Annotated in this window: 22 protein-coding genes and 1 pseudogene; 13 read left to right on the top strand and 10 right to left on the bottom strand. The window is 60.4% G+C overall.

What is annotated here, in order from left to right; all coding sequences use genetic code 11:
• Positions 1 to 57 precede the first annotated feature (57 nt).
• The 8 genes and pseudogenes from E1J61_RS03095 to catA all read right to left on the bottom strand — a co-directional run.
• Positions 58 to 381: pseudogene (locus E1J61_RS03095) on the bottom strand (transposase); the annotation flags it as partial.
• Positions 382 to 691: 310 nt separating this feature from the next.
• Positions 692 to 1,516: a 3-keto-5-aminohexanoate cleavage protein gene (locus E1J61_RS03100; protein WP_133092685.1), complete on the bottom strand. Its 825-nt coding sequence runs from the start codon at positions 1,514 to 1,516 to the stop codon at positions 692 to 694.
• A 55-nt stretch (positions 1,517 to 1,571) separates the two neighbouring features.
• The gene (locus tag E1J61_RS03105; RefSeq protein WP_133092686.1) at positions 1,572 to 2,972 is read right to left on the bottom strand and encodes an aromatic acid/H+ symport family MFS transporter; all 1,401 of its coding nucleotides are present in this window, start codon (positions 2,970 to 2,972) and stop codon (positions 1,572 to 1,574) included.
• Positions 2,973 to 3,074: 102 nt separating this feature from the next.
• Positions 3,075 to 3,851 carry a benzoate diol dehydrogenase BenD gene (gene benD / locus E1J61_RS03110; RefSeq protein WP_133092687.1) on the bottom strand — a complete coding sequence of 259 codons (777 nt, stop codon included), beginning with the start codon at positions 3,849 to 3,851 and terminating at the stop codon, positions 3,075 to 3,077.
• A complete protein-coding gene (gene benC / locus E1J61_RS03115; RefSeq protein ID WP_133092688.1) occupies positions 3,848 to 4,870 on the bottom strand; it encodes a benzoate 1,2-dioxygenase electron transfer component BenC in 1,023 nt (340 codons plus the stop codon). Before benC ends, benD begins: the two co-directional genes overlap by 4 nt.
• 39 nt (positions 4,871 to 4,909) lie before the next feature.
• Positions 4,910 to 5,398, bottom strand: coding sequence for a benzoate 1,2-dioxygenase small subunit (benB, locus tag E1J61_RS03120; protein ID WP_133092689.1), 489 nt, complete (start codon positions 5,396 to 5,398; stop codon positions 4,910 to 4,912).
• Complete coding sequence (locus E1J61_RS03125) at positions 5,395 to 6,753, bottom strand: Rieske 2Fe-2S domain-containing protein (protein ID WP_133092690.1); 1,359 nt, start codon at positions 6,751 to 6,753, stop codon at positions 5,395 to 5,397. The genes benB and E1J61_RS03125 overlap by 4 nt, the downstream gene beginning before the upstream one ends.
• Positions 6,754 to 6,858: 105 nt before the next feature.
• Positions 6,859 to 7,794, bottom strand: coding sequence for a catechol 1,2-dioxygenase (catA, locus tag E1J61_RS03130; protein ID WP_133092691.1), 936 nt, complete (start codon positions 7,792 to 7,794; stop codon positions 6,859 to 6,861).
• 172 nt (positions 7,795 to 7,966) lie between these two features.
• Between catA and E1J61_RS03135 the strand changes: the two genes are divergently transcribed.
• Positions 7,967 to 8,890, top strand: coding sequence for a LysR family transcriptional regulator (locus E1J61_RS03135; RefSeq protein WP_133092692.1), 924 nt, complete (start codon positions 7,967 to 7,969; stop codon positions 8,888 to 8,890).
• 119 nt (positions 8,891 to 9,009) lie between these two features.
• Here E1J61_RS03135 and E1J61_RS03140 read toward each other — a convergent pair whose 3' ends face one another.
• The gene (locus E1J61_RS03140) at positions 9,010 to 9,216 is read right to left on the bottom strand and encodes a hypothetical protein (protein ID WP_133092693.1); all 207 of its coding nucleotides are present in this window, start codon (positions 9,214 to 9,216) and stop codon (positions 9,010 to 9,012) included.
• An 849-nt stretch (positions 9,217 to 10,065) separates the two neighbouring features.
• Here E1J61_RS03140 and E1J61_RS03145 point away from each other — a divergent pair.
• The 11 genes from E1J61_RS03145 to E1J61_RS03200 all read left to right on the top strand — a co-directional run bounded on the left by E1J61_RS03145 (position 10,066) and on the right by E1J61_RS03200 (position 24,711).
• Complete coding sequence (locus tag E1J61_RS03145) at positions 10,066 to 10,851, top strand: cyclase family protein (protein ID WP_371702619.1); 786 nt, start codon at positions 10,066 to 10,068, stop codon at positions 10,849 to 10,851.
• A gap of 244 nt (positions 10,852 to 11,095) precedes the next feature.
• The gene (locus E1J61_RS03150; RefSeq protein WP_133092694.1) at positions 11,096 to 12,418 is read left to right on the top strand and encodes an MFS transporter; all 1,323 of its coding nucleotides are present in this window, start codon (positions 11,096 to 11,098) and stop codon (positions 12,416 to 12,418) included.
• A gap of 799 nt (positions 12,419 to 13,217) precedes the next feature.
• On the top strand, positions 13,218 to 15,413 hold the full coding sequence (locus E1J61_RS03160; RefSeq protein ID WP_133092695.1) for an indolepyruvate ferredoxin oxidoreductase subunit alpha: 2,196 nt from the start codon (positions 13,218 to 13,220) through the stop codon (positions 15,411 to 15,413).
• Positions 15,414 to 15,435: 22 nt separating this feature from the next.
• Complete coding sequence (locus tag E1J61_RS03165) at positions 15,436 to 16,950, top strand: indolepyruvate oxidoreductase subunit beta family protein (RefSeq protein ID WP_256376122.1); 1,515 nt, start codon at positions 15,436 to 15,438, stop codon at positions 16,948 to 16,950.
• Positions 16,951 to 16,984: 34 nt separating this feature from the next.
• On the top strand, positions 16,985 to 17,500 hold the full coding sequence (locus E1J61_RS03170) for a thioesterase family protein (protein ID WP_133092696.1): 516 nt from the start codon (positions 16,985 to 16,987) through the stop codon (positions 17,498 to 17,500).
• 89 nt (positions 17,501 to 17,589) lie between these two features.
• On the top strand, positions 17,590 to 19,917 hold the full coding sequence (locus E1J61_RS03175) for a bifunctional salicylyl-CoA 5-hydroxylase/oxidoreductase (RefSeq protein WP_133092697.1): 2,328 nt from the start codon (positions 17,590 to 17,592) through the stop codon (positions 19,915 to 19,917).
• Positions 19,918 to 19,975: 58 nt separating this feature from the next.
• On the top strand, positions 19,976 to 21,103 hold the full coding sequence (locus tag E1J61_RS03180; RefSeq protein ID WP_133092698.1) for a cupin domain-containing protein: 1,128 nt from the start codon (positions 19,976 to 19,978) through the stop codon (positions 21,101 to 21,103).
• Positions 21,104 to 21,227: 124 nt separating this feature from the next.
• A complete protein-coding gene (locus E1J61_RS03185; protein WP_133092699.1) occupies positions 21,228 to 22,139 on the top strand; it encodes a fumarylacetoacetate hydrolase family protein in 912 nt (303 codons plus the stop codon).
• 91 nt (positions 22,140 to 22,230) lie between these two features.
• Positions 22,231 to 23,265 (top strand): carbon-nitrogen hydrolase family protein, encoded by a 1,035-nt coding sequence (locus E1J61_RS03190; protein WP_133092700.1) that lies wholly within the window; start codon positions 22,231 to 22,233, stop codon positions 23,263 to 23,265.
• Positions 23,266 to 24,036, top strand: coding sequence for an Asp/Glu racemase (locus E1J61_RS03195; protein WP_304524026.1), 771 nt, complete (start codon positions 23,266 to 23,268; stop codon positions 24,034 to 24,036).
• A 57-nt stretch (positions 24,037 to 24,093) separates the two neighbouring features.
• Positions 24,094 to 24,711 (top strand): flavin reductase family protein, encoded by a 618-nt coding sequence (locus E1J61_RS03200; RefSeq protein WP_133092701.1) that lies wholly within the window; start codon positions 24,094 to 24,096, stop codon positions 24,709 to 24,711.
• A 15-nt stretch (positions 24,712 to 24,726) separates the two neighbouring features.
• On the opposite strand, the gene E1J61_RS03205 is transcribed toward E1J61_RS03200, so the two are convergent.
• Positions 24,727 to 25,185, bottom strand: coding sequence for a MarR family winged helix-turn-helix transcriptional regulator (locus E1J61_RS03205; protein ID WP_133092702.1), 459 nt, complete (start codon positions 25,183 to 25,185; stop codon positions 24,727 to 24,729).
• A 183-nt stretch (positions 25,186 to 25,368) separates the two neighbouring features.
• On the opposite strand from E1J61_RS03205, the gene E1J61_RS03210 reads away from it, so the two are divergent.
• Positions 25,369 to 26,457, top strand: a complete 1,089-nt coding sequence (locus E1J61_RS03210; protein ID WP_243736751.1) for an AraC family transcriptional regulator — start codon at positions 25,369 to 25,371, stop codon at positions 26,455 to 26,457.
• Positions 26,458 to 26,571: the final 114 nt, after the last annotated feature.

The raw sequence follows: 26,571 nt of genomic DNA on the forward strand, positions 1-26,571 counted from the left end.
TCCTACCGCATCCCCAAATGGGGCGTGTTGGCGGAGCACTTGCCCCACATTCGCCCTTTACGGACGGACTGCTCCCATCAAATGCCCTCGGCTGAGGTACAGATTGGCCAGCGCCAGGGCCGTGAAGGCCCGGCCCGCATTCTTCTTCAAGCCACGGCAGCGTACTTTGGTGAAGCCCCACAGGCGTTTGACTACGGCAAAGACATGCTCGACCCGAGCACGGATCTTCGATTTGTTGCGGTTCTTCCCACGTTGCACTTCGTCAATCTGCCCGTTCTTGCGCGTACGCTGATTGGTGAAGTCCTTGGCGCGGGGCGCCTTGGACGCGATCAGCGCCTGCTGACTGGCGTAGGCGCTATCGCCATAGACTCGCTGCTCCTGCCGATCGTCTCCATCGTCGCCAGAAAAGCCTCGCGTCGCGTTGGCTTGCGGTATTGCTCGAATCCTGCCCCTTGATCTGCACCCGCCGCCAACGTCATCTGCTTCATGTTCATCTCTTCGCGCTCGTGATTCTTCAGATAACGCTTACTCTCACGAACTGGAGGACTTAATCAGCATTGCCTTAGATCTGCCCGACCGGCTTCATCCGGAGGACATAGCGCTGCGTGCCGGACGAGGCGAGGGCTCTCCGTGTAGTCCGAATGTGAGGATTCGGTTCTGGACTATCATGCGCAGCGATGCGGGAATGGGTTTAGCACAAATTCAGGATTTCGCGAGCCTGGGCTGCGGTCGCGACGGGGCGACCATACTCCTCGCAAAGCTCGGCAACCTGGCGCACAAGCGCGGCGTTGGACGGGGCGAGCGTATTCTTGTCCATCCGCACGTTGTCCTCGAGCCCGGTGCGACAGTGCCCCCCTAGTTCGAGAGACCAGCGAGCCATCGTCAGTTGATTTCGCCCGATGCCCGCGCCGGTCCAGGTCGCATCGGGCGATAGGCGATTAAGGGTACGAACGTAGAATTCAAGCACTTCGCGATCGACCGGCATTGCGTTCTTGATGCCCATGACAAATTGGATATGCAGGGGACCGACGATCGCGCCGGCTGCCTGCATAGCTGCGGCCTGGAAGATCATCGACAGGTCAAACGCCTCGACTTCGGGCTTGATGCCGTAGGTTTTCATTTCGGCAGCGAGCCAGTCGACCAGGTCGGGCGAATTGTCATAGACCCGGGTCGGGAAGTTGACGGAGCCGGTTGCCAAGGATGCCATGTCCGGCCGCAGGGATAGCATGGCACCTCTCTCATTGCCGGCCCCAGAGCGGCCGCCGGTGGACACCTGGGTGATCATGCCCGGCGCGTGCTTGCGAATGCCTTCCAGCACCAGGGCGAAACGATCGGGATTTGACGTGGGAGTTTCGTCATCGTTGCGTACGTGAAGATGGACTAGGGTCGCGCCGGCTTCGAATGCCGCATGGGTCGATTCCACCTGCTCGCTGACTGTGATGGGTACAGCCGGATTGTCTTTTTTGCGCGGCAGTGATCCCGTGATGGCAACAGAAATAATGCAAGGCTTGGTCATGCTTGATCTCAGTAGGTTGGGTTGTGCGGACGCGGTATTGCTGGTGCCTCCAGGGTCAGCGAGAGGGCGACCTCTGCACTGGTTTGGCACCGTCCAGAACGATCGTCCGTTCTGAATCCGCTGCGCCCTGGCTCGACCTGCTGTCGATCACCGATGCCGACCGCTTGTGGTCGATCAGCAGCACAGCCAGCACTGCGATGACAGCAGGCACTGCCATTGCAGCGAAGTTCTGCTGGAGTGGCAGGGACATGCTTACCAGCACGCCGATGACAATGGGCGCCAGGATCGCGCCGCTTCTGCCGACACCGGATGCCCAGCCAATGCCCGTGCCCCGGACGGTAGCCGGGTAGTACTGCCCTGCATAGGCGTACGTCACAATCTGCGTGCCGATCGTAGACGCTCCGGCGAGCGCAACCACGAAGAACAAGGCCTCGGTCGACATCTTGTAGCCAAGTAGCGTGATAGACACGGCAGCAAGTGCGTACATGCCGACCAGCACGTATTTGATATTGAACTTGTCTGCGAGCCAACCGCCTCCGATTGCGCCGGCCATCGCGCCAAAGTTCAACACCAGGACGAAAGTCAGTGCCGAGCCGAGGCTATAGCCGGCGCCAGCCATGAGTTTCGCGAGCCAGGAACTCAATGCATAGACCATGAACAAGCACATGAAGAAAGCGACCCATAGCATCGTGGTGCTGAAACCCCGGCCATCACGGAAGAGCATACTGATGGGAGCGCTGGACCCTTTCTCGGCCTGCGGCAAGTCGAACCGGTCTGTCATCTGAGCGCGGTAGGTGGGGTCCATCTGGACCAGGACCGCTTTGAGCGTGTCCAGACGATTACGCTGGATCAGGAAGGGCAGTGACTCCGGCATCAGCTTCAACACAGCAGGGATGATAAGTACGGGAACGCTCGCAGCCAGGAATACCGATTGCCAACCGTACGTCTCGATCAGTGATTTGCCCATGATTGCCGCGAGCATCCCGCCTACGGAATACCCGCTAAACATCAGCGTAACCATGGTTCCGCGAATCTTGCGCGGCGAGAACTCTGTCATCTGTGCGACGACATTGGGCATCACACCGCCGATCCCCAATCCGGCAAGAAACCGTGTCATGCTGAACGTGATCGGATCATGTGTCATTCCCGCCGCAGCAGTAAAGATGCTGAAGAGCGCAATACAGACTGCAATGGTTTTGGGCCGGCCAATGCGATCGGCAATAGTACCCATGATGACTGCGCCGAACATCATGCCGAACAGCGCGGAACTGATCATGAAGCCGGCGCTGGTCGCATCGACGCCCATGTCTTTCATGATGGATGGGAGCGCAATGCCCACGACGGCAAGGTCATAGCCGTCAAAGATGATGATGAGCGCGCACCAGAACAACAGGCCAGCGTGGAATCTGTTGAATCGCGCATCGTCTGCGAGCTTGTGAACGTCAATCTGACGCATGCTTTGTCTCCTCGATTGTTTTTGGAATGGTTGCGACGTTCTGGGCAGTGGCTCTCCGTTAGCTCACTGCCCCATCTCCTGTCGTCGCTTCTTCGATGAGTGCTAGCCGTTGTCGCCGCCCGCAACCGGCAGCACAGCGCCTGTGATGTAGCCGGCTTCGTCAGAGGCAAGGAAAAGAATCGGCGCGATTTGTTCGTCAAGCGTGCCGTAGCGTTTGAAGAAGGTGGATTCAGTCACCTGCATCACCGCCTCGCTCATCCAGGCCTTCTCTTGCTCGCTATCTCCAATCGCGTTGCGAGGCACGCGCCGGGGAGGCGCCTGGGTTCCACCGGGTGCGGCAGCGACCACACGGATGTTGTGCTCGCCATACTCCATCGCAAGCGACTGGGTGAGCGCGTTGACGCCGCCCTTTGCAGCCGAATACGGCACGCGACGGATGCCGCGCGTTGCATTCGAGGAAACGTTCACGATGGACCCGCGTCCTTGAGCAAGCATGTGCGGAAGCACCGCGTGGCAGCCGTACAAGGTCGGCATGAGCGAGCGGCGGATCTCCGCATCAATCTGAGCCGGTTCGAACTCGGCATAGGGCCGCATGCGAATGGCCCCGCCAACGCCATTAATCAAAATGTCAATTCGGCCAAACGTCTCCACAGCGAAAGCCATCGTGGAGGCTGCGCCTTCATAGGTCTCGAGGTCGGCAATAAAGCCGGCAGTGTCGGCCCCAACCGCTTCCGCTGCGACCTCGGAGACGAAGTCGGCGCGATCGACAAACAGAACCTTCGCACCTTCAGCCGCAGCGCGTAGCGCGACGCCGCGTCCGATACCTTGGGCGGCACCGGTGACCACCATCACCTTGCCTTCGAATCGCTTGCCGCTCATGGGGTCACCGGGGCTGCGTTGGGCGTGAACTTCTCGTAATGGAAGCTGTTGGGCTTCACGCCGTTGTCGTCGAAATACTTGCGGACCGCGTCGACCATCGGCGGCGGTCCGCACAGGTACACGTCGACATCACCATCGTTCAGACATTCCGCCGGCATGTGCTGGGTCACCCAGCCCTTGCGGGGATGGCTCGATTCTGCTTCTGCAACCACGGTACTGAACGTAAAGTTCGGCAACTTCGCGACGTACGCCTCGATAGCCTCAACCTGGACCAGGTCGAGGTCTCGTGTCACGCCGTAGATGAGATGCACCTTCTGCTCCGAGTTCGCGCGAACCAGGACCTCCAGCATCGACAGGAATGGTGCCAGGCCCGTGCCGCCAGCCAGGAACAACAAGGGACGCTCCACTGCCCGGAGGTAGAAGCTGCCCAGGGGCCCCGTCAGTTGCACTTTGTGGCCTGGCTGCGCCGATTCGAGCCAGGTGCTCATCACGCCGCCAGGGATCTTTTTGATCAGGAAGCTGATTTTCGGTGCGCCCGGCGCGGACGAGAAGGAATACGAGCGATGTTTTCCGCTGCCGGGGACATCGATGTTCACATACTGGCCAGCGAGGAAGACCGGAGGGATGCTGTCCACGTCCAACTCTAGGACCACCGCCGCATCATTGTGCTGTTCGACTTTCGTGACCGTCGCAGCGAATTTGCTTTGCTCGGTTTTGCACATCGTCGACGATGCCGGCACTGCGATAACGCAGTCACTTTGCGGCACCATCTGGCACGTGAGCACGAGACCGCCGGCTTTCTCGTCGTCGCTCAACGCCTCCTCAATGAAGTCGTCGCCCAGGTCGTAGCTGCCACTCTCGGCGCGGCACTTGCAGGTGCCACACACGCCGTCGGAGCAATCCATTGGCAGGTTGATCTTGGCGCGAAACGCGGCATCGAGAACCTTTTCGCCGGCCTTGCATTCGACAAAGCGGGTCACGCCGTCTTCAAAGTTCAGTGCGATGTTGTAGCTGGACATGTTAACTCCTGCGTCCTTTCTCATTCCTACCGGTGGCAATCAGACGTGGTAGACGTCCAGCACCTGGCGGATGTAGTCGTTTTTGAGCGCAATCTTTTTGCTCGAAATCAGCAACCGATCGTCAACTTTGCGGAAGGTGACGCAGGCGGTGCCGAAGTACTGGTCCGTGACCTTATAGCGATGGCTCAACGTGTTGAAGTTGTATCGAACGTCGACTTCGTTATCCCGCTCCGCCAGCACTTCGATATTGGTGACGTTGTGGCTGGTGCGCGGCTCCGGCATCGACGCGCTGCTGCGCTCGGTTCTGATACGGAACACCCGGTCTTCCAGGCCGCCGCGGTCCGAGTAGTACATCAGAGAAATTTCGCTTTGCGGGTCTTCGGTAAGCTTGTCATCGTCATCCCAGGCCGGCATCCAGTAGGTGACGTCTGCTGTGTAGCAAGCCAACCACTCGTCCCACTGACGATCATCCAGAAAGCGCGCCTCTTGATAGAGCGCGCTACAGACCTTTTGATAATCGATGCTCATACGGCTGCCTCCGCCTGTTCTTTGCGCAGGGCTTCGCGCATCACCTGCACCCAGTATTCGTGTTGAACCACAAAGAGACCTTCATCTTCGCTGCGCTCGCCAGAGATGAGTGGGTTCAAGCCCATGCCCTTCGCATTCGCGTCAGGTCCATGGACCCACAACGGTGCACCGCGCGACATGTCGTTCCACATCGACGTCGTGCTGGCGTAGCCCGCCTGGCACGCACGGAACTCTTCGAGGTCGTCGCTGGTGCCCATGCCTGAGACGTTGAAGAAGTCTTCGTATTGACGAATGCGGATCGCGCGGCTCTCTGCGCTTTCGCCCTTTGGTGCGAAGCAGAAGATGCTGACTTCTGTCTTGTCGACACTGATCGGACGGACGACGCGAATCTGGGTACTGAACTGATCCATCAGGAACACGTTCGGATACAGACACAGGTTGCGCGTCTGATTCACGATGTACTTCGCCTTGTCTTCGCCAACGCGCGCTGCGATTTCGTCGCGATGTTGATAGACAGGACGCACTTCAGGATTCATCGTGTTGGTCCAAAGCAGGATATGGCCATGCTCGAAGCCATACACCCCCGCAACCGACTTGCTCCAACCATTTGCATCGACGGCCTTGGTGCCTTCGACATGGCGGCGCCCCATCGTTGCGGCATAGTTCCAGTGCACGGTGCTGACGTGATAGCCGTCACAACCGTTTTCCATCTGCATCTTCCAGTTGCCGTCGTAGATGTACGAAGAGTTGCCTCGCAACACTTCGAGACCGTCCGGCGCCTGCGAGACGATTTGGTCAATGATGATCTTCGTCTCGCCGAGATAGTCCTCGAGCGGCATCACGTCTTCGCTCAGGCTACCGAACAGGAAACCGCGATAGTTCTGGAAGCGCGCAACCTTCTTCAGGTCGTGCGATCCCTGTTTGTTGAACTGCACCGGATACTCGGTGGTCTTCTCGTCCTTTACCTTCAGCAGCTTGCCGGCGTTCGAGAAGGTCCAGCCGTGGAACGGGCAGGTGAAGCTGCCTTTGTTGCCGTGCTTGCGGCGGCACAGCATGGCACCCTTGTGGGCACATGCGTTGATGACCGCGTGCAACTCACCGGCCTTGTCACGCGTGATGACAATCGGCTGACGACCAATCCACGTCGTGTAGTAATCGTTGATGTTCGGTACCTGGCTTTCGTGCGCGAGGTAGACCCAGTTGCTCTCGAAGATGTGCTTCATCTCGAGTTCGTACAGATCGGCGTTCGTGAAGATGTCTCGGCGACAACGGAAAACACCATTTTCCTTGTCGTCCTGGACGGCGTTGCTCAGCAAATCGTCCAGTTGCCGTGCTTTATCGATAGTTGCGGACATGAGTCGTCTCCCTATGCGGGCTTCGTGGTCAAGCCCTTGCATCGGTTCAGAGAATTCGTGCGGGGAAGCTGGCGGCCTGGCGAGTGAGGCCGCCGCGTGAGGGGGTTACGCCGTGGCGGAAGCGCGCGGGCGATTCACAAGCTGGTTGTCCTTGCCTTGCACCAGCGGAGTCAACTCGATGTTGAATTCGATTTCCTTGTACGCGTCGCCCTTGAGGCCCAGCGCGGCACCGCCCGTTTTCTCGACAACGTGCGGCACAAGCTCTTCGCGCGTCGCATAAGCGAAGTCGTCCCAGATCAGCGGGTCGCCTTCGATATTGATCTGCGTCGTGAGCTTGCGAGTCTTGTCGCTCGTTACGAAGAAGTGTACGTGCGCCGGGCGGTTGCCGTGGCGGGCAATCACGTCAAGCAACTGTTGCGTCGCGCCTTGCGGCGGACAACCGTAGCCAACGGGCATCAGCGTGCGGAACTCGTACTTGCCGTCAGCCCCCGTCTTCACCGCGCCGCGAAGGTTGAAATCGTCCTGGGCGCCGGTCGGGTCGAAGTGCGAGTAAAAGCCCTTGGAGTTGGCGTGCCAGCATTCGACAACCGCATCGGCCACGGGCTTGCCGTCCGGTCCGGTCACCGTGCCACGGATGATGAGCGGACCCGCGTCTTCGTCGGCATTGAGATCAATCTTAGAGACACCAGCTCGCACCGGGGCGCCCGCAACATACAGCGGGCCTTCAATCGTGCGCGGCGTGCCGCCGTGGATGTCAGCTTCACGGTCCTCTGCATCCATGCGGATGTCGAGATACTTCTCGAGGCCAAGGCCCGCGGCCAAGAGGGCCGCCTCACCATCTTGCCCAAGCTTGTTGAAGTAATTCACGCCGGCCCAAATCTCGTCGGGCGTCATGTCTAAATCGTCGATGGCCTTGAAGAGGTCGCTCAGCAGACGATGAGTAATCTGCTTGGTACGAGCGTTGCCATCGTGGCTTCCCAGATTAGCAGCGGCCTTCAGCAGGTCCTGCACTTCCTTCGAGTCGAACACTTTGACACTCATGTCTGCTCCTAAACTTTCTGTTTTGGTGGGGTAAACCCTTGTTTCAGGTAACTCTAAACTTACTCAGAAGGTATAATGTGACCGTGAAACAGAGCGTGATGGCAGAATATAGGACGGCAAACCGGTCAGTCCAACACTGTTTTAGTATGGAATCATATCTGGGAGGTATTGTATGGAGCTGCGACATCTTCGCTACTTTGTAGCGGTTGCCGAGGAGCGCAACTTCACGCGCGCAGCAAAGCGGCTTCATATCGCGCAGCCGCCATTAAGCCGCCAGATACAGCAGCTCGAAGAAACGTTGGGGGTCCAGCTATTCGAACGAAGCTCTCGTCCGCTTAAGCTCACCGAGACAGGCAAGTTTTTTTACTCGCACGCAGTACATCTCATTGCGCAGACGAACGAGTTGGAATCCATGACAAGGCGCGTTGGCAGTATCGAGCGCAGTCTGTCCGTCGGCTTTGTGGGGTCCACGCTCTACGGCATGCTTCCAAAGATCATTCGGCGATTCCGGGACGAGAACAAGTCGGTCGAGCTCAGCCTCCACGAGATGTCGACGATGGACCAGATTCGCGCGCTCAAGGACGGACGTATCGATGTAGGGTTCGGTCGGATTCGACACGAGGATGCGAGCATCCGCCGGGTGATTCTCCGCGAGGAGAAAATGATCGTTGCACTTCCCGTCGGTCATCCGCTCTCCACGTCGAAGCCGGTGCTCGCGCTTCGAGACCTCATCTACGAAACGCTCATTGTTTTTCCCAAGGCACCGAGGCCAAGCTACGCTGACCAGGTTCTTTCGGCTTTCCAGGAGCGAGCCCTTACGCCTCGGCGCATCTATGACGTGCGCGAGTTGCAGATTGCATTGGGGCTTGTCGCGGCGGGAGAAGGGATTGCAGTCGTCCCGAGCAGCGTCTATGGGCTCAAGCGCGACGACGTGAGCTACATGGAACTGGATGACCCAACCCTCACGTCGCCCATCATCATGAGTATGCGTGCGATGGATGAGTCGCGTGACATCAAGGAGATGCTGGAAATGATCTATCGGCTGTACGAGGAAGAGGGGATTCCCCATGTACCTCGCACGGATAAGGGGGCGTAAGGCATTTCATCATGGGGTTTACGTTGTTGGATCTAGACAGCTGAATATTGCGCGAGGCATTTCCCGCCGACGACGCCATCGTCGATCATGTGTCGCTGGTACCGGTCTGCCGAGTACCGTCATTGGCTGACTCGTAGGTTTGGTAGGTTCTTTGGTAAATGGGCGAATGCAGCAGTATCCATGAGCGGCTGCAGTAGACTGGTAAAGACCCCTGCGCCGGCCAGCGTCGGCAGCATGTACGCCTCGACGCCGTAATGGCGCGCGTTGGCGGCGGCCATGATGATGAAGCTACAGATCGATGCACAGAGTGGCATCGAACGAAGCATGAGTGCCCCCGGTTTTCAGAAAGCATTTGACCTTTGGAGTCTCGAGGGTTGAGGGCAGGGATTCATTTACTGGCGGCCGCATCGGCGTAGCGCATTTGGCACGAAATGAGTGCGGCCGCTCAGTCCCGCCCCGTCAGAGTACCGAAATTACTACTCACAAAATTGAAGTAATATCGGTACGGAGACTAACAAGAAAATCGCTAATATTTTAATTTACAACGTCTTTGGAACAGGCCCGGAGGGAGGACTTTTACTTCACTTCACGCCAGGCTACCGAGCCAACCGCCAAACGCTTCGTCGTCGAATGGACGCGGAGCAACGGGCCAAGGCCTGACACCCTCAGGAGAGCAGGGTTCGCACGCCGCGGACAGCCATCAAGGCGCTGCGATTGGCCCTTCTTCGATTGAGGATCCTTGCCCCTCCCTATCAGCAAGCCACAAGTTTAGGTGAAAGTAGATACAACTTCAGGTATGCAAGCGGCCCTCACAATGGCGCTCCTCTTTAGAACTTGTGAGCCATGGTCCATAGGTCAACGAGTACCCGATGTCATGCATCGTGTTGCCTTAGCGGCGACGCTGCCTACCAGTACATGAAATTCGTTGGAATAGCTGATAGAACGAAAGCGGCATCCATGGGACGCCAGCGCCAGGCGAGGGACTGTTGCCGCCATTTGATGCGGCTGGTTCCATTGGCACGTTAGTGACCAGCGCTTGTGGCCTGCCCTACGTGAGAGAGGTCGATCATCTCTGGCCCATCCAGGAGGTCCACCGAACTGGCGCAGGTACCTCCGCGCCCAGGCGTTGCCGTAGGCCGCTGGTTCGTATCGCGCACGCAGTCGACGTCGACACAGTGGGGTGGCCGCCCGATTGCCGTTTTCCGCGTGGTGCTCCGGACTTCCCCGCGCTGGTGCTGCCCCCCGAATTCGGGCAGGTGTGGGCGTTCAAGATGGAACGCATCAGCCAGTACGATGACAAGGGACCGGGCTGGTACTGGAACAACTTCTCCTGCGGCGAGCATACCGGCACGCATTTCGACGCGCCGGTGCACTGGATCTCGGGCAAGAACCACGCCAACAACAGCGTGGACACCATCGACCCGGCCAACTTCATCGCTCCCGCGGTGGTGGTCGATGCCAGCGCCGAAGTGGCGGAGGACCCCGACTGGGTGCTGACGGTGACGCACCTGCAGCGCTGGGAAGCCGAACACGGCCGCATTCCCACCGGCGCCTGGGTGCTGCTGCGCACCGACTGGAGCAAGAAGACCGACCCTGCCGAGTTCCTCGGCCTGCGCGAGGACGGTGCCCATACGCCCGGCCCGGAACAGGCTGCGGTTGAGTGGCTGATCCATGAGCGCAATGTACACGGCTTCGGCGTCGAAACCATCAACACCGACGCCGGCCAGTCCTACGCCTGGTCGCTGCCCTACCCCTGTCACACGCTGATGCACGGCGCAAACAAGTATGGGCTGCAATGCCTGAAGAACCTGGACCAGCTGCCGCCAACCGGCGCGTTGATCGTGGCGGCACCGCTGAAGATCCAGAATGGGTCTGGCAGTCCGTTGCGGGTACTGGCGATCGCGGCTACCCGTTCTCCAAGCGCACTGACCTTTACGCCGCCTGGCGCTATGACAAGGTGACCGACCTGAACCCAGGCAACACCTTCGGCCTGGGCCTGCGCCACAAGTTCTAGTTGCGACCTCGCCGCCTCACCGTAGAGGCGCCGGCCAGGCCACCATCGCCCGCCTCAAAAAAATATATTTCCAAAATCATATGTTTATGCCTAAACTATGAACAACAACGAGCGCGTGGCGACGATCGCGCGAAACAGGTTCCCTGGCGGCCTCTCCGGTTCCATATCCGCCACCCATCAGGAGACAGACAATGACCCCAGCTGGCAGCGCTCAGCCCTGGCGCCCCACCTCTCGCGCAACCTATACCGTACTTTTCGTATGCTTCCTTGCAATTCTTTTTGAAGGCTATGACGTCGGCGTCATGGGAGCGGTACTGCCCGCGCTCGCCGACGACCGCAACTGGAACCTGACGCCGCTGGAACTCGGCGCCCTCAGCAGCTATGCCCTGGTCGGCATGTTCTTTGGCGCCTTCCTGATTGGCACGCTGAGCGAGATGATCGGCCGTCGCCGCATGCTGCTGCTCTGCGTTTCCTTGTTCTCACTGACCATGCTGGGCGCGTCGTACGCGCCGACGCCCGCCATCTTCGGCGTCTTGCGATTTATCGGCGGGCTCGGCCTCGGCGGCGTCATTCCGGTCGCCGCCGCCTTGACCATCGAGTACTCGCCGCCGCATCGCCGCAGCTTCAACTATGGGTTGATGTACTCTGGGTATTCGGTCGGCATTCTTTGCGCAGCCCTCATCGCGATGTGGCTGTTGCCGAATCTTGGCTGGCGTGGCGTGATTGGCCTGGGCGCCGTGCCCATGGTGTTGATACCGCTAATGGCGTGGCTGCTCCCAGAGTCGCTGGAGTACTTGGTGGGGCAAGGCCGGATCGATGAAGCGCAGGCATTGGCCGATCGCACTGGTCATGGCCGGCTGCCGTCACAAGTTCGGCCCGCGAACAGCGCCGCCCGCGCCACCTGGCGCGACGTGATGTCTAGCATGTTCACCCGCAAACAACTACGCGCGACAGCGTGCTTCTGGATCGCACTGTTCTTCGGCTTGCTGCTGGTCTATGGCCTCAATACGTGGTTGCCGACGATCATGCGCAAGAATGGCTATGACCTCGGCTCCAGCCTTTCCTTCCTCGTTATCTTCAGCCTTGCCTCCGCGGTGGGCGGCCTCTTCCTGGGCAGCGCGGCGGACAGGATGGGCGCACGTGGCACCGTCGCACTCTTCTACCTGATCGGCGCTCTCGCCATCGGCGCACTGATGTTCCGAAACTCCGTTGTCGTCAATTATCTTCTGGTCGCGCTGGCAGGCGTGGGCAGCGTCTCGGCATCCCTAATCCTTACCGGATATCTGGCCGGTTACTACCCGGCGCACGCACGCGCCGCGGCAACAGGATGGGCCCTGAGCTTCGCGCGATTCGGCGCCATGAGCGGCCCGCTCGTCGGCGGCTACGTGGCCGGCTCAAGCCTGAGTTTCGGCTGGAATTTCATCACATTTTCCATTGCCGGCCTTGCCGCTGCGCTGGCTGTAGCGCTGCTCCCATCGGCGCGGGAGCCAGTCGTCGTGGCCCGCGTCCGCTAGCAAAGCAACGCACAGATCGCCTGAGGCGGGGCTTCGGCTTCCACCGAAGCCGTACTAGCGTACCTCTAACTCCGTGCATATATATGACTTTGGCATTGTTCATATTTAAACAATATTTATTTCAAAGTATCGGCTCGATATCTGGATATCGGAAAGCGGATTGCGGATAGAAGCATCATCACCGGTACACCAAACTGTCCTTCACATGGCTACATGCGAGCCAATACAAAAGTGGAGACAGACGTGCAAGGAACTCAGAGCAAGACGGCGATCGTGACCGGTGGCGCAACCATGATTGGGGAAGCGGTCGTTTCGGCTCTCGTCTCGGCAGGCGAAACCAACGCCTGAGAATGGGGCCGGCCGTTCGATCTACCGGCAACGGCTCCATCCCAATATCTGCTTGAAGTCATGGATATTCCGCTGAGCTTCGCAGCGTTAGGGCATCCATCGCCGTAGCGCTAACTTCTATCGCGTGACCACGCAAGGTGTGGCTCTGTGCAGCGCGAAGAACTCATGCTCTCGCGAAATGCACATCGACCTATGCAGCAAGAACATGGGGCGTCGGTGGCCTGAGCCTCCGGCGCACTACCTGGGCGCGGCGTCTACCACGACTCCCAGGTATGCCGCGAGGCAATAACCACTCGATATTCGGAGCTACGGGTTTTTCCTCCCCACTGATCCATCACTCCGGCCTCATATATGATTTTGGAATTGTTTAAGCTTAAACTATACTCATCACAAAGAGGACTCGCACTGCGCTTTGCAGTATGTCCCCATCCAAGCATCAGGAAGGAAAGCCATGGCTGAGCGTTCATTCGTTGAAGAAGTCAAGAAGTTGCGTCTGGGTTCAGGCGAGGTATTCAGTGGCGAGGGCATCCTCGCGGTCACCAAGGCGCTGCTCGAGTCCGGCGTGGCGTATGTCGCGGGGTACCAAGGCTCCCCAATTTCGCATCTGATGGACGTTCTGGCGGATGCGCAGGACATTCTGGCCGAGAACGGCATCAGATTCGAAAACAGTGCGAGCGAAGCTACAGCGGCAGCGTCGCTGGCCGCCTCGGTCAACTACGCGCTGCGCGGGGCGGTGACATTCAAAGCTACTGTCGGCACCAACGTAGCGTCCGACGCGCTCGCCAACCTGGCTTCGGGTGGGGTGACCGGAGGCGCGCTGATCATCGTCGGTGAAGATTACGGTGAGGGTTCCTCGATCATGCAGGAACGCAGCCATGCCTTCGCGATGAAGTCTCAGATGTGGCTGCTGGATCCGCGCCCCAACCTGCCCTGCATTGTCCAGGCTGTGAAGGATGGCTTCGACTTGTCAGAGGCTTCCAATACCCCGGTGATGCTCCAACTGAGGGTGCGTTCCTGCCACGTACATGGGCAGTTTGTGGCTTCCGACAACCGCCGCAGCAAATTTTCGATTCAGGATGCGCTTGACAACCCTGCACGCGACCTCAGCCGGATCGTTCTGCCGCCAGCCAGCTTCGTGCACGAGCATGAGAAGGTAAAGCAGCGCTGGCCCGCTGCTGTGAAATTCATCGAGGAGCGCAAACTCAACGAGTTCTTCGACGGCGAGATGGACGACATCGGCATCGCCGTACAGGGTGGCAGCTACAACACGCTGATTCGTGCGCTGGAGCAACTAGGCCTGGCGGATGTGTTTGGCGAGTCCAGGATTCCGCTGTACGTGATGAACGTGGCTTACCCGCTGATTGATTCAGAGTGGGAACGCTTCTGCGCCGGCAAGCGCGCGGTGCTGGTGCTGGAAGAAGGACAGCCCAATTTCATCGAACAGAACGCCGCAAACATCTTGCGCATCGCAGGGGCGAAGGTCACCTTGCACGGCAAGGATCTTCTGCCGCTGGCAGGCGAGTACAACACCGCCACGATTCTCAAGGGACTGCGCGCCTTCCTGGAACAATACGGCAAGATCGCACCGCAGCCTGAGCCAAAGCCCGAGCGTAGGGTGATTCCGCTGGTGCAAGCCCCGACCGCTATCGTCGATGCCGTAGCCGCCGAAGTACTGGAACCGCAGAAGCTGGTTGACGAAAGTGTTCATGCACGCCCACCTGGCTTCTGCACCGGCTGCCCGGAGCGTCCGATCTTTACCGCAATGAAACTGGTGGAGCGCGAGATCGGCGAACACCACGTGAGCGCCGACATCGGCTGTCACCTGTTCTCGATCCTGCCGCCGTTCAACCTTGGCAATACCACGATGGGATACGGCCTGGGCGGCGCCAGTGCCGCGGCGCTGAATGCGCCAACAGGCAAACGCGCCATTTCCGTGATGGGTGACGGGGGCTTCTGGCACAACGGCCTGACCAGCGGTATCGCGAATGCAGTATTCAACAAGAGCGACAACCTCACCGTTGTCGTCGACAACAGCTACACATCGGCCACAGGAGGCCAGGACATCCTCTCGTCCACGGCGCACAACGACACGCGTAGCACTGGCCATGCCATCGAGGATGCTGTGCGAGGCGTGGGCGTCAAGTGGGTGAAGACCATCCGCCGCACGTATGACCTGAAGGCGATGAAGGCAACGCTCAAGGAAGCGCTGACCACCGGTGCCAAGGGACCGAAAGTGCTGATCGCCCAAAGCGAGTGCATGCTGAACAAGCAGCGCCGAGAGAAGCCCAAGACGCGCAAAGCGATTGCCGATGGCCAACGCGTCGTGCGGGAGCGCTTCGGCGTGGATTCGGATACCTGCACCGGCGACCACTCGTGCATTCGCCTGTCCGGATGTCCTTCGCTGACGATCAAGCCCAATCCGGATCCGCTGCGCACCGACCCGGTGGCGTCTGTCCTGGATAGCTGCGTGGGTTGCGGTCTATGCGGCGAGGTTTCCCATGCCGCCGTGCTTTGCCCGTCGTTCTACCGCGCCCAGATTGTTACCAATCCGACCCGCATGGACAAGCTGCGTCAGCGGCTGCGCGACACGGTGATTGGCTTCCTGCAAAAACGCGAAGCCGCGCGCCGCGCACGCTTTGCATTCTGAATCTACGATCAAGAGGTTCATCGTGAACGTACCCATCAATCTCAGCGCCAAGACGATCAAGGTTGCCATTCTCGCCATGGGCGGGGAAGGCGGCGGCGTGCTGGCAGACTGGATCGTGGATCTCGGCGAGCACAACGGCTACATCGCGCAGACCACTTCGGTACCCGGCGTGGCTCAGCGTACCGGCGCCACCATTTATTACGTCGAATTGTTTCCGCGCGAGATCGCCGAACGTGCCGGCCGCATGCCAGTGCTTGCGTTGATGCCGACGCCCGGCGACGTCGATGTGGTACTCGCTTCCGAGCTGATGGAAGCCGGTCGCGCGGTACAACGCGGGCTAGTTACGCCGGATCGCACCACCCTTCTGTCATCGACCCATCGGGTCTACTCCATCGCTGAAAAGGCGGCAATGGGCGATGGCCGTGTCGACAGCAATGAACTGATCGCCCACGCCAGCAAAGCCGCCAAGCGCTTCATACGCTTCGACATGGCCCAGGCTGCAGAAGCTAACGGTAGCGTCATTAGCGCGGTCCTGTTCGGTGCGCTGGCGGGCACCGGCGTGCTGCCCTTCAGCCGGGCGCAGTTCGAAGCGACCATCGAGCGTGGCGGCGTTGGCGTCAAACCTAGCTTGCGCGCGTTCGGCGCCGCCTTCGCTACGGCTGAAACGGGCGATGCGCCGGCCCCTTCCGAGCCTTCGGCTCCTGCCGAACTCAATCCGCGGGACAACAAGGTCGCCCAGGTGCTGCAACGTGTCCGCGATGAGCAACCGGCGGAGATCCAGCATGTCGTGGTAGAAGGCGTGCGTCGCATGATCGACTACCAGGACGTCGGCTATGCAGGCCTCTACCTGAACCGGCTCCAGTTGGTGCGCCAGGCGGTGGGCGTCAACAGTATCCCGCTGCTGCGTGAAACCGCGCGCCACCTCGCGCTGTGGATGACTTACGAGGACACCATCCGCGTGGCCGACCTCAAGACGCGCGGCACCCGCTTCGAGCGCGTCCGCGGCGAAGTTCGCGCAAGTGACAAACAACTGCTGGCAATCAATGAATTCATGCACCCGCGCGTGGAAGAAATCTGCGAAACACTGCCAGCCGGGCTCGGACGCTGGTTGATGAAGCCGCACTTGGTGCACCGCCTGGTGCGCCGCTTTACTACCGCCGGCCGCGTGGTCACGACGAGCTCGCTGCGCGGCTACCTGATGCTGTGGACCGTGGCACGTCTGCGCGCCATTCGCCGTTGCACGCTGCGCTACGCACTCGAGACCGAACGCATCGAAAGCTGGCTGGCACAGGTTCTTGCGGCCGCCCGCCTGAATCCCGCGCTTGCGCTGGAAGTGGTGCAATGCCAGAGGCTGGTGAAAGGCTATAGCGACACGCACGTGCGCGGCTTGACCAATTACCAGACCCTGATGAGCGCAGTCGTGCGGGCAGGTGCCCGCCTGGCGCCGGCCACGCTGCGGGAGTTGCGCGAGGCAGCCCTGGCGGACGAGCACGGCAAGAAGCTGAAGGAAGCCCTGATGCGCCACGCGCTGGCGTGACCCAACTCCGAACCTTTTGCAGGAATTGAAGATCATGACCACTCCGCACACCTTCAGGCGCCAGCACAAGATCCATTTCTCCGAATGCGATCCCGCTGGGATTGTGTTCTACCCCCAGTACTTCGTGCTGTTTAACGACCTGATCGAAAGCTGGATCGACACTCTGTTGCCGGATGGGTACCACGGTGTGATTGGCGCACGTCGACTCGGCATGCCAACGGTCCACCTGGAGGCGGACTTCAAAGCCATCAGCCGCTTTGGCGACCGTGTCTGGCTGGAGCTGGAAGTGGTGCGTGTTGGCGGAAAGTCGATCACGCTGGCCTGGCGATGCTCGGGGGTGGACGGCGAGGTGCGGATGGCCGTCACGCAGACCATCGTGATGACCTCTCTCGACACGCACCTGGCGATCACGGTCCCGGAGGATCTGCGCGCTGCGATCGAGCATGGGCCGGCCCCGGCCCGCACAGAAGATGGGGCGTTGACTGAGTTGGGTCACCGTATCGGGACGCATTCTGCTCCTGGCGGCCGGCCTTTTCGCGAAACGGTCTGAATCCAGCACGTTCAGACCTTGGGCAAATGCCAACGCGACCCGCGCAGGGACGCCGAAGGCTCCGGTAGTAACTTGATTTGGAAACAGCCATGAAGATCGTATGTATCGGCGGTGGTCCCGCCGGCCTCTATTTCGGCCTGTTGATGAAGCTGCAGGATCCCGCCAATGAAGTCGTCGTGGTGGAGCGCAATCGCCCTTATGACACCTTCGGATGGGGCGTTGTGTTCTCCGACGCAACCCTGGGCAACCTGCGGGAAGCCGATCCTGTTTCGGCCGACACGATCGGCGACGCGTTCAATCGCTGGGATGACGTTGAAGTTCACTTCAAGGGTCGGGCGGTGCGCAGTGGCGGCCACGGTTTCATCGGCATCGGCCGCAAGCGCCTGTTGAACATCCTGCAGGCGCGTTGCGAGGAAGTGGGCGTCGAACTGGTTTTCGAAACCAATGTCGACGACGATCAGGCCATCGCGCGCAAGTACAACGCGGACCTGGTCCTTGCCTCTGACGGCCTGAACAGCGTGGTGCGGAAACGCTACGCCGATACGTTCCGACCGGATATCGACACCCGCAAGTGTCGCTTCGTCTGGCTGGGCACGAAAAAGGTATTCGATGCCTTCAACTTCATCTTCGTGCCGACCGAGCACGGCTGGTTCCAGGCGCACGCCTACCGTTTCGAAGATGGTACTTCGACATTTATTGTCGAGACCCCAGAAGAAACGTGGAAGGCGGCCGGCATCGACCAGATGAGCCAGGAGGAAGGCATCGCCTACTGTGAGCGCCTGTTTGCCCCGTACCTGGATGGCCATCCGCTCATCAGCAACGCCTCTCACCTGCGCGGCTCGGCGATCTGGATCCAGTTCCCACGCGTGATTTGCGAAAGGTGGGTGCATTGGAACACGTTGACTGACGACGCCGGCGTTGACAAGAAAGTACCGGTGGTGCTGATGGGCGACGCTGCGCACACCGCGCACTTCTCGATTGGTTCCGGCACCAAGCTGGCGCTCGAGGATGCCATTGAGCTGGCACGTACCATCAAGCGCGTCGATGGCTCCTTGGAAGCGGCGCTGGCGCAGTACGAAGCGGTGCGTTCGGTCGAAGTCCTGAAGATCCAAAATGCCGCGCGCAACTCCACCGAATGGTTCGAGAACGTCAAGCGCTATGAAGACCTGGAACCCGAGCAGTTCGCGTACTCGCTGCTGACTCGCTCTCAGCGCATCTCCCACGAAAACCTGCGTCTGCGCGACAAGGCATGGCTGGATGGTTACGAATCGTGGTTGGCAAAGCGCTCCGGCACCGAAGCCACGGCGGTACCGCCTCTTCTGACGCCGTACACCGTACGCGGTGTCGCGCTGAAGAATCGCGTGGTGGTATCGCCTACCGCGATGTATTCGTGTCAGGAAGGCATGCCGGGGACCTTCCACATGGTCCACCTGGGTAGTCGCGCCTTGGGCGGTGCCGGACTCGTCATGGTGGAAATGACGGCGGTCTCGCCAGAGGGGCGCATCACGCCGGGTTGCCCGGGGCTTTGGAATGATTTGCAGACCTTCGCTTTTGCCAGCATTGTCCGCTTCGTCCACGAACATACCAGTGCGCGCATCGGCGTGCAAATCGGTCACGCCGGCCGCCGCGGCTCCACCCAGCTCGGCTGGGAGCAGGCTGATCATCCGCTGCCTGAGAACAACTGGCCTCTGCTTTCAGCTTCCGCGCTGCCTTACCAGCCCGGCATTTCCCACACACCTCGCGCCATGACGCGCGAGGACATGGATCGCGTGCGCGACGACTTTGTCGCAGCCACCCGACGTGCGGCTGCCGCCGGCTTTGACTGGCTGGAGCTCCAGGCGGGCCACGGATACCTGCTGTCGAGCTTCATCTCGCCCGTCACCAACCACCGTACCGACGAATATGGCGGCACGCTTGAGCAGCGCATGGCGTTCCCGATTGAAGTGCTGCTCGCAGTACGTGAAGCCTGGCCTCAGGACAGACCGATTTCTGTTCGGATTTCGGCCACCGACTGGGTGAGCGGCGGCATCAGCGCAGATGACGCGGTCGAGATAGCTCGGCTGTTCAAGCAAGCTGGTGCGGACGTCATTGACTGCTCGTCGGGCGAAGTGACCCCGGAACAGAAGCCGGTATACGGGCGCATGTTCCAAACCCCGTTCTCCGACCGGGTTCGCAACGAGGCTGGTGTCCCCACTATCGCCGTGGGCGCGATCACCGAGGCCGACCAGGTCAACGGGATCATTGCCTCGGGGCGCGCCGATCTTTGCGCAATCTCTCGCCCGCATCTGGCCGATCCGGCCTGGCTGCTGCGCGAGACTGCGAAGCTTGGCTACCACCGTGTCGAATGGCCAAAGCAATACCTGCTTGCCAAGGACCAGCTCGAGCGAAACCTCCAGCGCGCGGCAGCCGGAGCCTGATTGCTTCTACCCCGCAGGCAATCCGAGCGGGGAAAGACACACACAAGGGAAGAAGACGATGTCGGACACCTCATATGACACTTACCGTGAGAACGTAGCGGGTCGAGCGGACGTGGCAGACACGCCGGAGTTGCTCGCCTACTACAAGGAACTGGCAGCGCTCAAGACTGGTGCGCTCTGGACTGTTGCCAACAAGATTGAGCCGTGGCAACCGAAGTCCGAATCGGTACCGGTGCTGTGGCGCTATCGCGATCTGCGTAACCACGTACTGCGGTCGGTCGACCTCGTTACGCCCGAGAAAGCGGGCCGCCGGGTGATCTACCTGAACAATCCGGGTCGCCAGGACGTGTCGGCGGCCGTGGGTTGGCTCTACTCCGGCCTGCAGGTGATGCATCCGGGCGAAGCCGCCTCCGCGCACGCGCATTCGTCCTCGGCGCTGCGCTTCATCATGGAAGGCAGCGGTGCGTACACGATCGTCGATGGCCACAAGATGACGCTGAACGCCAATGACTTCGTGCTGACCCCCAACGGCACCTGGCACGAGCACGGTGTATCGGCCGACGGCACCACCTGCATCTGGCAAGACGGTCTGGATATTCCATTGGTCAATGCGATGGAAGCAGGCTTCTACGCCGTCCATCCGGATCTCCAGCAGGCCGTCACGCATCCGGTCGACGACATGCCGGCCATCTGGGGCGGCAAGGGCTTGCGCCCGCACGGGGGCAACTGGACAAAACCGTACTCGCCACTGTTCAAGTATGAATGGGCACCGACCTACGAGGCGCTGGTTCGCCATAGCAAGGCCACGGACGGCAGCCCTTTCGACGGTGTGCTGATGCACTATGTCAATCCCGTCACCGGTGGACCGGTAATGCCGACGATCGGCGCCAGCATGCAGCTACTGCGCCCTGGTGAAGCCACCCAGGCGCATCGCCACACCGGCAGCTTCATTTACCAGGTTGCCAAGGGCAGTGGCTATTCAGTCATCAATGGCAAGCGCTTTGACTGGACCGAGCGCGACATCTTCTGCGTGCCCTCCTGGGCCTTCCATGAGCACGCCAATGCGTCAGCCAGCGATGACGCTGTGCTGTTCTGCTTCAACGACCTTCCGGTTATGCATTCGTTGGGGTTGTACCGGGAAGAGGCCCTGGCAGAGAACGGCGGCCACCAGGTGGTAGCCGACTGACCTGAGAACGGTCGTTGCCCATTGCCCATTCTCCATTGCCCATGTGACAACGATTTCCACAACCTTACCCATTATTTGTTTGCGCAGCCGCCTATAACGCGGCACTCACTGGAGTAGTCATACCATGCGTCTCGTCACCTATCGCTCAGAAGTCGCCGCCGCCGCCCGCCTGGGTGCTCTCGTCGACGGCAATATCGTCGACCTTGCCCGCTTCGGCACCGCCGTCGGCGTGGACATTCCTTCCACCATGCTGGAGTTCATTGACCTGGGACCCGAGGCGGTCCGCTCGACCAGCGCGCTGCTGAACGAATATCGCGGCAAGCTTCCCTTCGGCGTGGCCTTCCCTGCCTCGAACGTCAAGCTGTTGGCCCCGATTCCGCGCCCCCGCAAGAACGTCTGGGGCATCGGCCTGAACTACGTCGAGCACGTGGCGGAATCCAGCCGCAGCCTGGACACCTCCAAGGAACTGCCCAAGGAGCCGGTGATCTTCTCCAAGCCGCCGACCACCGTGATTGGCCCGGGCGATGCCATCGAGCACAACAAGGAAATCACCCAGCAGATGGACTGGGAGGTCGAGCTTGCTGTCGTGATTGGCACCCGCGGCAAGGGCGTGAAAGAGGCCGACGCACTGAATTACGTGTTTGGCTATAGCGTGATGATCGATATCTCGGCACGCGACTGCCGCCGCGCCGGCCAGTGGATCTATTCCAAGGGGCAGGACACCTACGCCCCATTTGGGCCGGTCATCGTCACCGCTGACGAGATCCCGGATCCGCACACGCTGGACCTGTCGCTGACCGTCAACGGCGTGACCAAGCAAAGCTCCAATACCCGTCACATGCTGTTCAAGGTGCCCGCGCTGATCGCCGACATCAGCAAGGGCATGGCCCTGGAGCCGGGCGACATCATCGCTACGGGAACGCCGGATGGTGTGGGCGCAGGCCGCACTCCGCAGGAATGGCTGTGGCCGGGCGATACCGTGGTGGCCACGGTAGAAGGCATCGGTCAGTTGCGCCACCCGGTGGTCGCAGTCTGAGTCACGGTATCCGATGAAACGGCAGTCCCGATGCGATATGCGTTCCGGGACTGGCCATTCGGAAGTGTGGAAGTGTAAGGAGAGAACTGCAATGCTCAACCTGCCAAAATTCAAGGCTGCAGCCGTCCAGGCGGCTCCCGTCTTCCTGGATGCCGACGCGACCGTCGACAAGGTCTGCCGACTGGTCAAGGAGGCGGCGGACAATGGCGCGAAGCTGGTCGCCTTCCCGGAGGTGTTCGTGGCCGGCTACCCGTACTGGAGCTGGTTGACCAACCCTGTCGACGCCAGTCCCTGGTTCGAGAAGCTGGTCAAGGCTTCCATCGAGATTCCTGGCCCGGAAATCCGCAAGATTGCACAGGCCGCGCAGGCCAACCATATCAACGTAGTCGTTGGCGTCAACGAGCGCAGCCGCACCGGTGTCGGCACCCTCTACAACACGCTGGTCACGATCAGCGATGAAGGCCGCATTCTCGGCCGTCACCGCAAGCTGGTACCGACGTGGGCAGAGAAGCTGACCTGGGCCAACGGCGACGCCTCGGCGCTGCGCGTGCACCAGACCAGCGTCGGGCCGCTCGGCTCTCTTGCGTGCGGCGAAAACACCAACACGCTGGCGCGGTTCTCGCTGCTGTCGCAAGGCGAGCTGATGCATGTGGCGAGCTATATCGCCCTGCCGGTGGCGCCGGCCGACTATGACATGGCCGAAGCGATCAAAGTGCGCGCTGCCGCCCACTGCTTCGAAGGCAAGGTGTTCACTGCAGTGTCGTGCTCGACGGTGTCGGAGGAGATCATCGAGGCGATGAGCCCGCTGAACCCTAAGGCACAAGAACTGCTGTCGCGCCGTAACAGCGCCTTTTCCGGCTTCCTCGGCCCGGACGGCCGCGTGATCGGCGAGCCGCTGATCGACGTGGAAGGCATTGTCTATGCGGACATCGACCTGTCGCGCTGCATCCAGCCACGCCAGATGCATGACATTACCGGCCACTACAACCGTTTCGACATCTTTGACCTTCGCGTCGACCGCCGGCCGCTGCAGCCCGCGCAATTCACCGACGGTGCCGCCCAGAGTTTCGACCTGGACGCCGACCAGGCGGAACTCAATGCATTCGACCTTTCCGAGAGCAAGTAAATGTCTTTCCTGTTGACGCCCCAAAAGCCGCTGCGCATCGGGCAAATCGTGCCGTCGTCCAACACCACCATGGAGACGGAAATCCCCGCCATGCTGCGCGAGCGCGAAAAGGATTTCGCCGAACGCTTCACCTTCCACTCCAGCCGCATGCGGATGAAAAAGGTGGTCAAGGAGGAGCTCGAAGCCATGGACCGCGATAGCGACCGCTGCGCCCTCGAGCTCTCCGACGCGCGCGTGGACGTGCTCGGCTATGCCTGCCTGGTGGCCATCATGAGCATGGGCAAAGGCTATCACCGTGTCTCCGAGGCACGTCTTACCCAGCGCACCGTCGACAACGGTAACCCGGCTCCGGTGGTAACTAGCGCCGGCGCGCTGGTAGACGGCCTGCATGCCATGGGCGCAAAACGCGTCTCGGTGGTATGCCCGTATATGAAGCCGCTGACGAAGCTGGTGGTGGAGTACATCGAGAGCGAAGGTGTGGAGGTCAAGGATTACTGCGCGCTGGAAATCCCCGATAACCTGCAGGTCGCCGCACAAGACCCCGCAAACCTGCTGGAAATCTACAAGCGCGTCGACACGACCGGCGTGGATGCGATCGTACTATCGGCCTGCGTGCAAATGCAGTCCCTGCCATCGATCCAGAAGGTGCAGGACGAATCCGGCATTCCCACGCTTTCGGCAGCCGTGGCAACTACCTGGCAGATGCTGCGCAAGCTGAATCTGCGTACGGAAGTTGCCGGCTGCGGCGAGCTGCTGAGCGGCAAGTTCTAAGCGTCCCCAATCTTTCGCCGCCTCCGGCAATGCCGGGGCGGTGCACCTAGCACGCTTATGGACGATATCCATTTCTACGAGCCCACGCTGGGCCACGGGCTGCGCCACGATCCGCTGGCCGCCATCGTCGGCCCGCGCCCCATCGGCTGGATTGCCACCGTGGACAAGGCAGGGGTACCAAACCTGGCGCCCTATGCATTCTTCAACGTCTTCAACTACTCCCCGCCGGTCGTCGCCTTCTCCAGCGTCGGCTACAAGGACACGGTACGGAATGTCGAGGCGACTGGCGAGTTTGTCTGGAATCTGGTCACACGTCCGCTGGCCCAGCGCATGAACGTGACCAGCACCGGCGTACCGCCGGAAGTCGATGAATTCAGTCTTGCCGGCTTGACACCGACGCCGTCTCGCCTGGTGTCCGCACCCCGGGTAAAGGAAAGCCCGGTGTCATTTGAATGCCGCGCGACTCGAGTCATGCAACTGGGCAGAGCCGACGGCGCCATGCTGGACACATGGATGGTGCTGGGAGAAGTGGTCGGTGTGCATATCGACCGGGCCTTCGTTCAGGACGGCGTGTATGACACCGCCGCTGCGCGTCCGATACTGCGCGGTGGCGGCCCCGCGGATTACTACGAGGTCAGCAAGGCGACGCTCTTTCAGATGCGCCGGCCGGCCTGAGGCTTGTGGATGGACTCAGATGGCAGGGCGGTGCAGGCGGATCAGCAGCTTTAACGTGGCACGCAGCTCGTCAGCTTTTTTTTGACCAAGCGGTGCCAGCACTTCCGCTTCGTGGGTCCGCGCCTGCGCGATCAGGCTTGAGGTCAGCTTTTGGCCACTTCGAGTGATGCGAACCAGCGTGATGCGCCGGTCGCTTTCATGGGGAATGCGCTTCACATAACCTTGTGCTTCCATTCGGTCGAGCAAGCGCGTCACGGTAGGCTGCTTGGTCACCGAAAGCTGCGCCAGCTCCCCGATGCTGATTGGCTTACCCCCCGACAGCGTGGACAACACGCGCCAGTCTGAAACGGTGAAGCCGTTCGCCACGACAATCGCGTGGAATTCGCCGGAAATCAGTTGGCTGGCTTGGGCCAGCAACGCTGGCGTGTAATTGTCGACGAAATCGTCGTCAGAGGTCCCAATAGACGTATTCATAAAGTATGGTGAGCGATTGGGCGGCCCCCAAGGCGGCCGCGCGACAGTAGACCATACCACGGCGGCCATTGCTTGCCGGCAAGGCCCGGGTCGGCAGCACTTTCCCCTCTTGATGCAAAAGGGATTTTCGGTACAAAGTAATTGCATTGCAGAAGCGCCTATCGCTGCCAAGCCAACGAAGCCATGCTGCAATCCCGCAGGAACGAGACAATGCTAACCGCCCCCCGGTCAATCTCCGAAACCAATGCGCCGGCGAATGCAGAAGACTGCTCGCCGGCCGGCATGCTGTCCGACTACCCGTTGTTCCGCTCGGTGGACGTGGAAGAGACGCAGGGAAAGATCGCGGCAGTCTTTTGCCCCCATGAGCTGCGCGTCATTGGTGCATTGCAGCATCTGCATGTCCAGCATAACATTGTGCGGCTCCAGGAGACCGCAATAAACTTCCTCGCATATGGCGCGCATGTCGAGATCGATCCCGGCCGCCTGGGGAATTTTTATCTGGCCCAGATCCCCGTAACCGGGCATGCCAGCATTCTGTGCGGGCACCAAGAAATACTTTCCGATGTTCACACGGCCACTCTTTTGAGTCCTGACACGCCGACTCGCATGCATTGGCACGAGGACTGTGCCCAAGTGTTGCTGTGGATAAAAAAGGAGGCGATCGAGCACCGCTTTGCCTTGCTGACGGGGCGCGATCCAGGCGAACCTCTCTCGTTCGACCCAACGCTTCCCAAGCAAGCGGGGATTTCCAGCCCGTGGACCCAGGCCGTACTTGACCTTGCCCGCAATATCGACCAGCACGGTACGCACTGGCTCCAGTTTCCCGTTGCGGTGGCTTCGATGGAGGACTATCTCTTGCGAACGCTGCTGCTACTTCAGCCCCATACCTACACCGAGTTCGTTGCCCGCAGTAGCGAACCCGCCAAACCGCGTCACTTGCAACGCGTGATTGACTATGTGCAAGCGAATGTAGACGAGCCGCTTACCGTCGCCGACCTCGCGCGAGTCGCCTGCGTTAGCATCCGGGCGCTAGAGGAAGGCTTTCGCCGCCATCTCAATACGACGCCGGTCGGCTATCTGCGAGACGTCAGACTGGATGGTGTACGACAGGCGCTCATTGCCGCCGCAGGCGCGAAGCAGGCCTCGGTCGCGGATATTGCCTATCGCTTCGGGTTTACCCATCTTGGCCGATTTGCGGCCTACTACAAGCAGCGCTTTGGCGTAACACCGTCGGCGACCTTGCAAAGGCCCGGCGCCGAGCCAAGGTCCTAGCGCACAGCCTGTCTCGGCGCTAATAGCTCACGGCGCAAATAGCTCTCCGGAACGCATCGCCAGGCGAACTGGCTGCCTTCAACGTAATCGTTGATACAACAACGCAAATACGCC

Origin of the sequence: Cupriavidus sp. L7L, assembly GCF_004353535.1 — a bacterium.
Lineage (GTDB): Bacteria > Pseudomonadota > Gammaproteobacteria > Burkholderiales > Burkholderiaceae > Cupriavidus > Cupriavidus oxalaticus_A.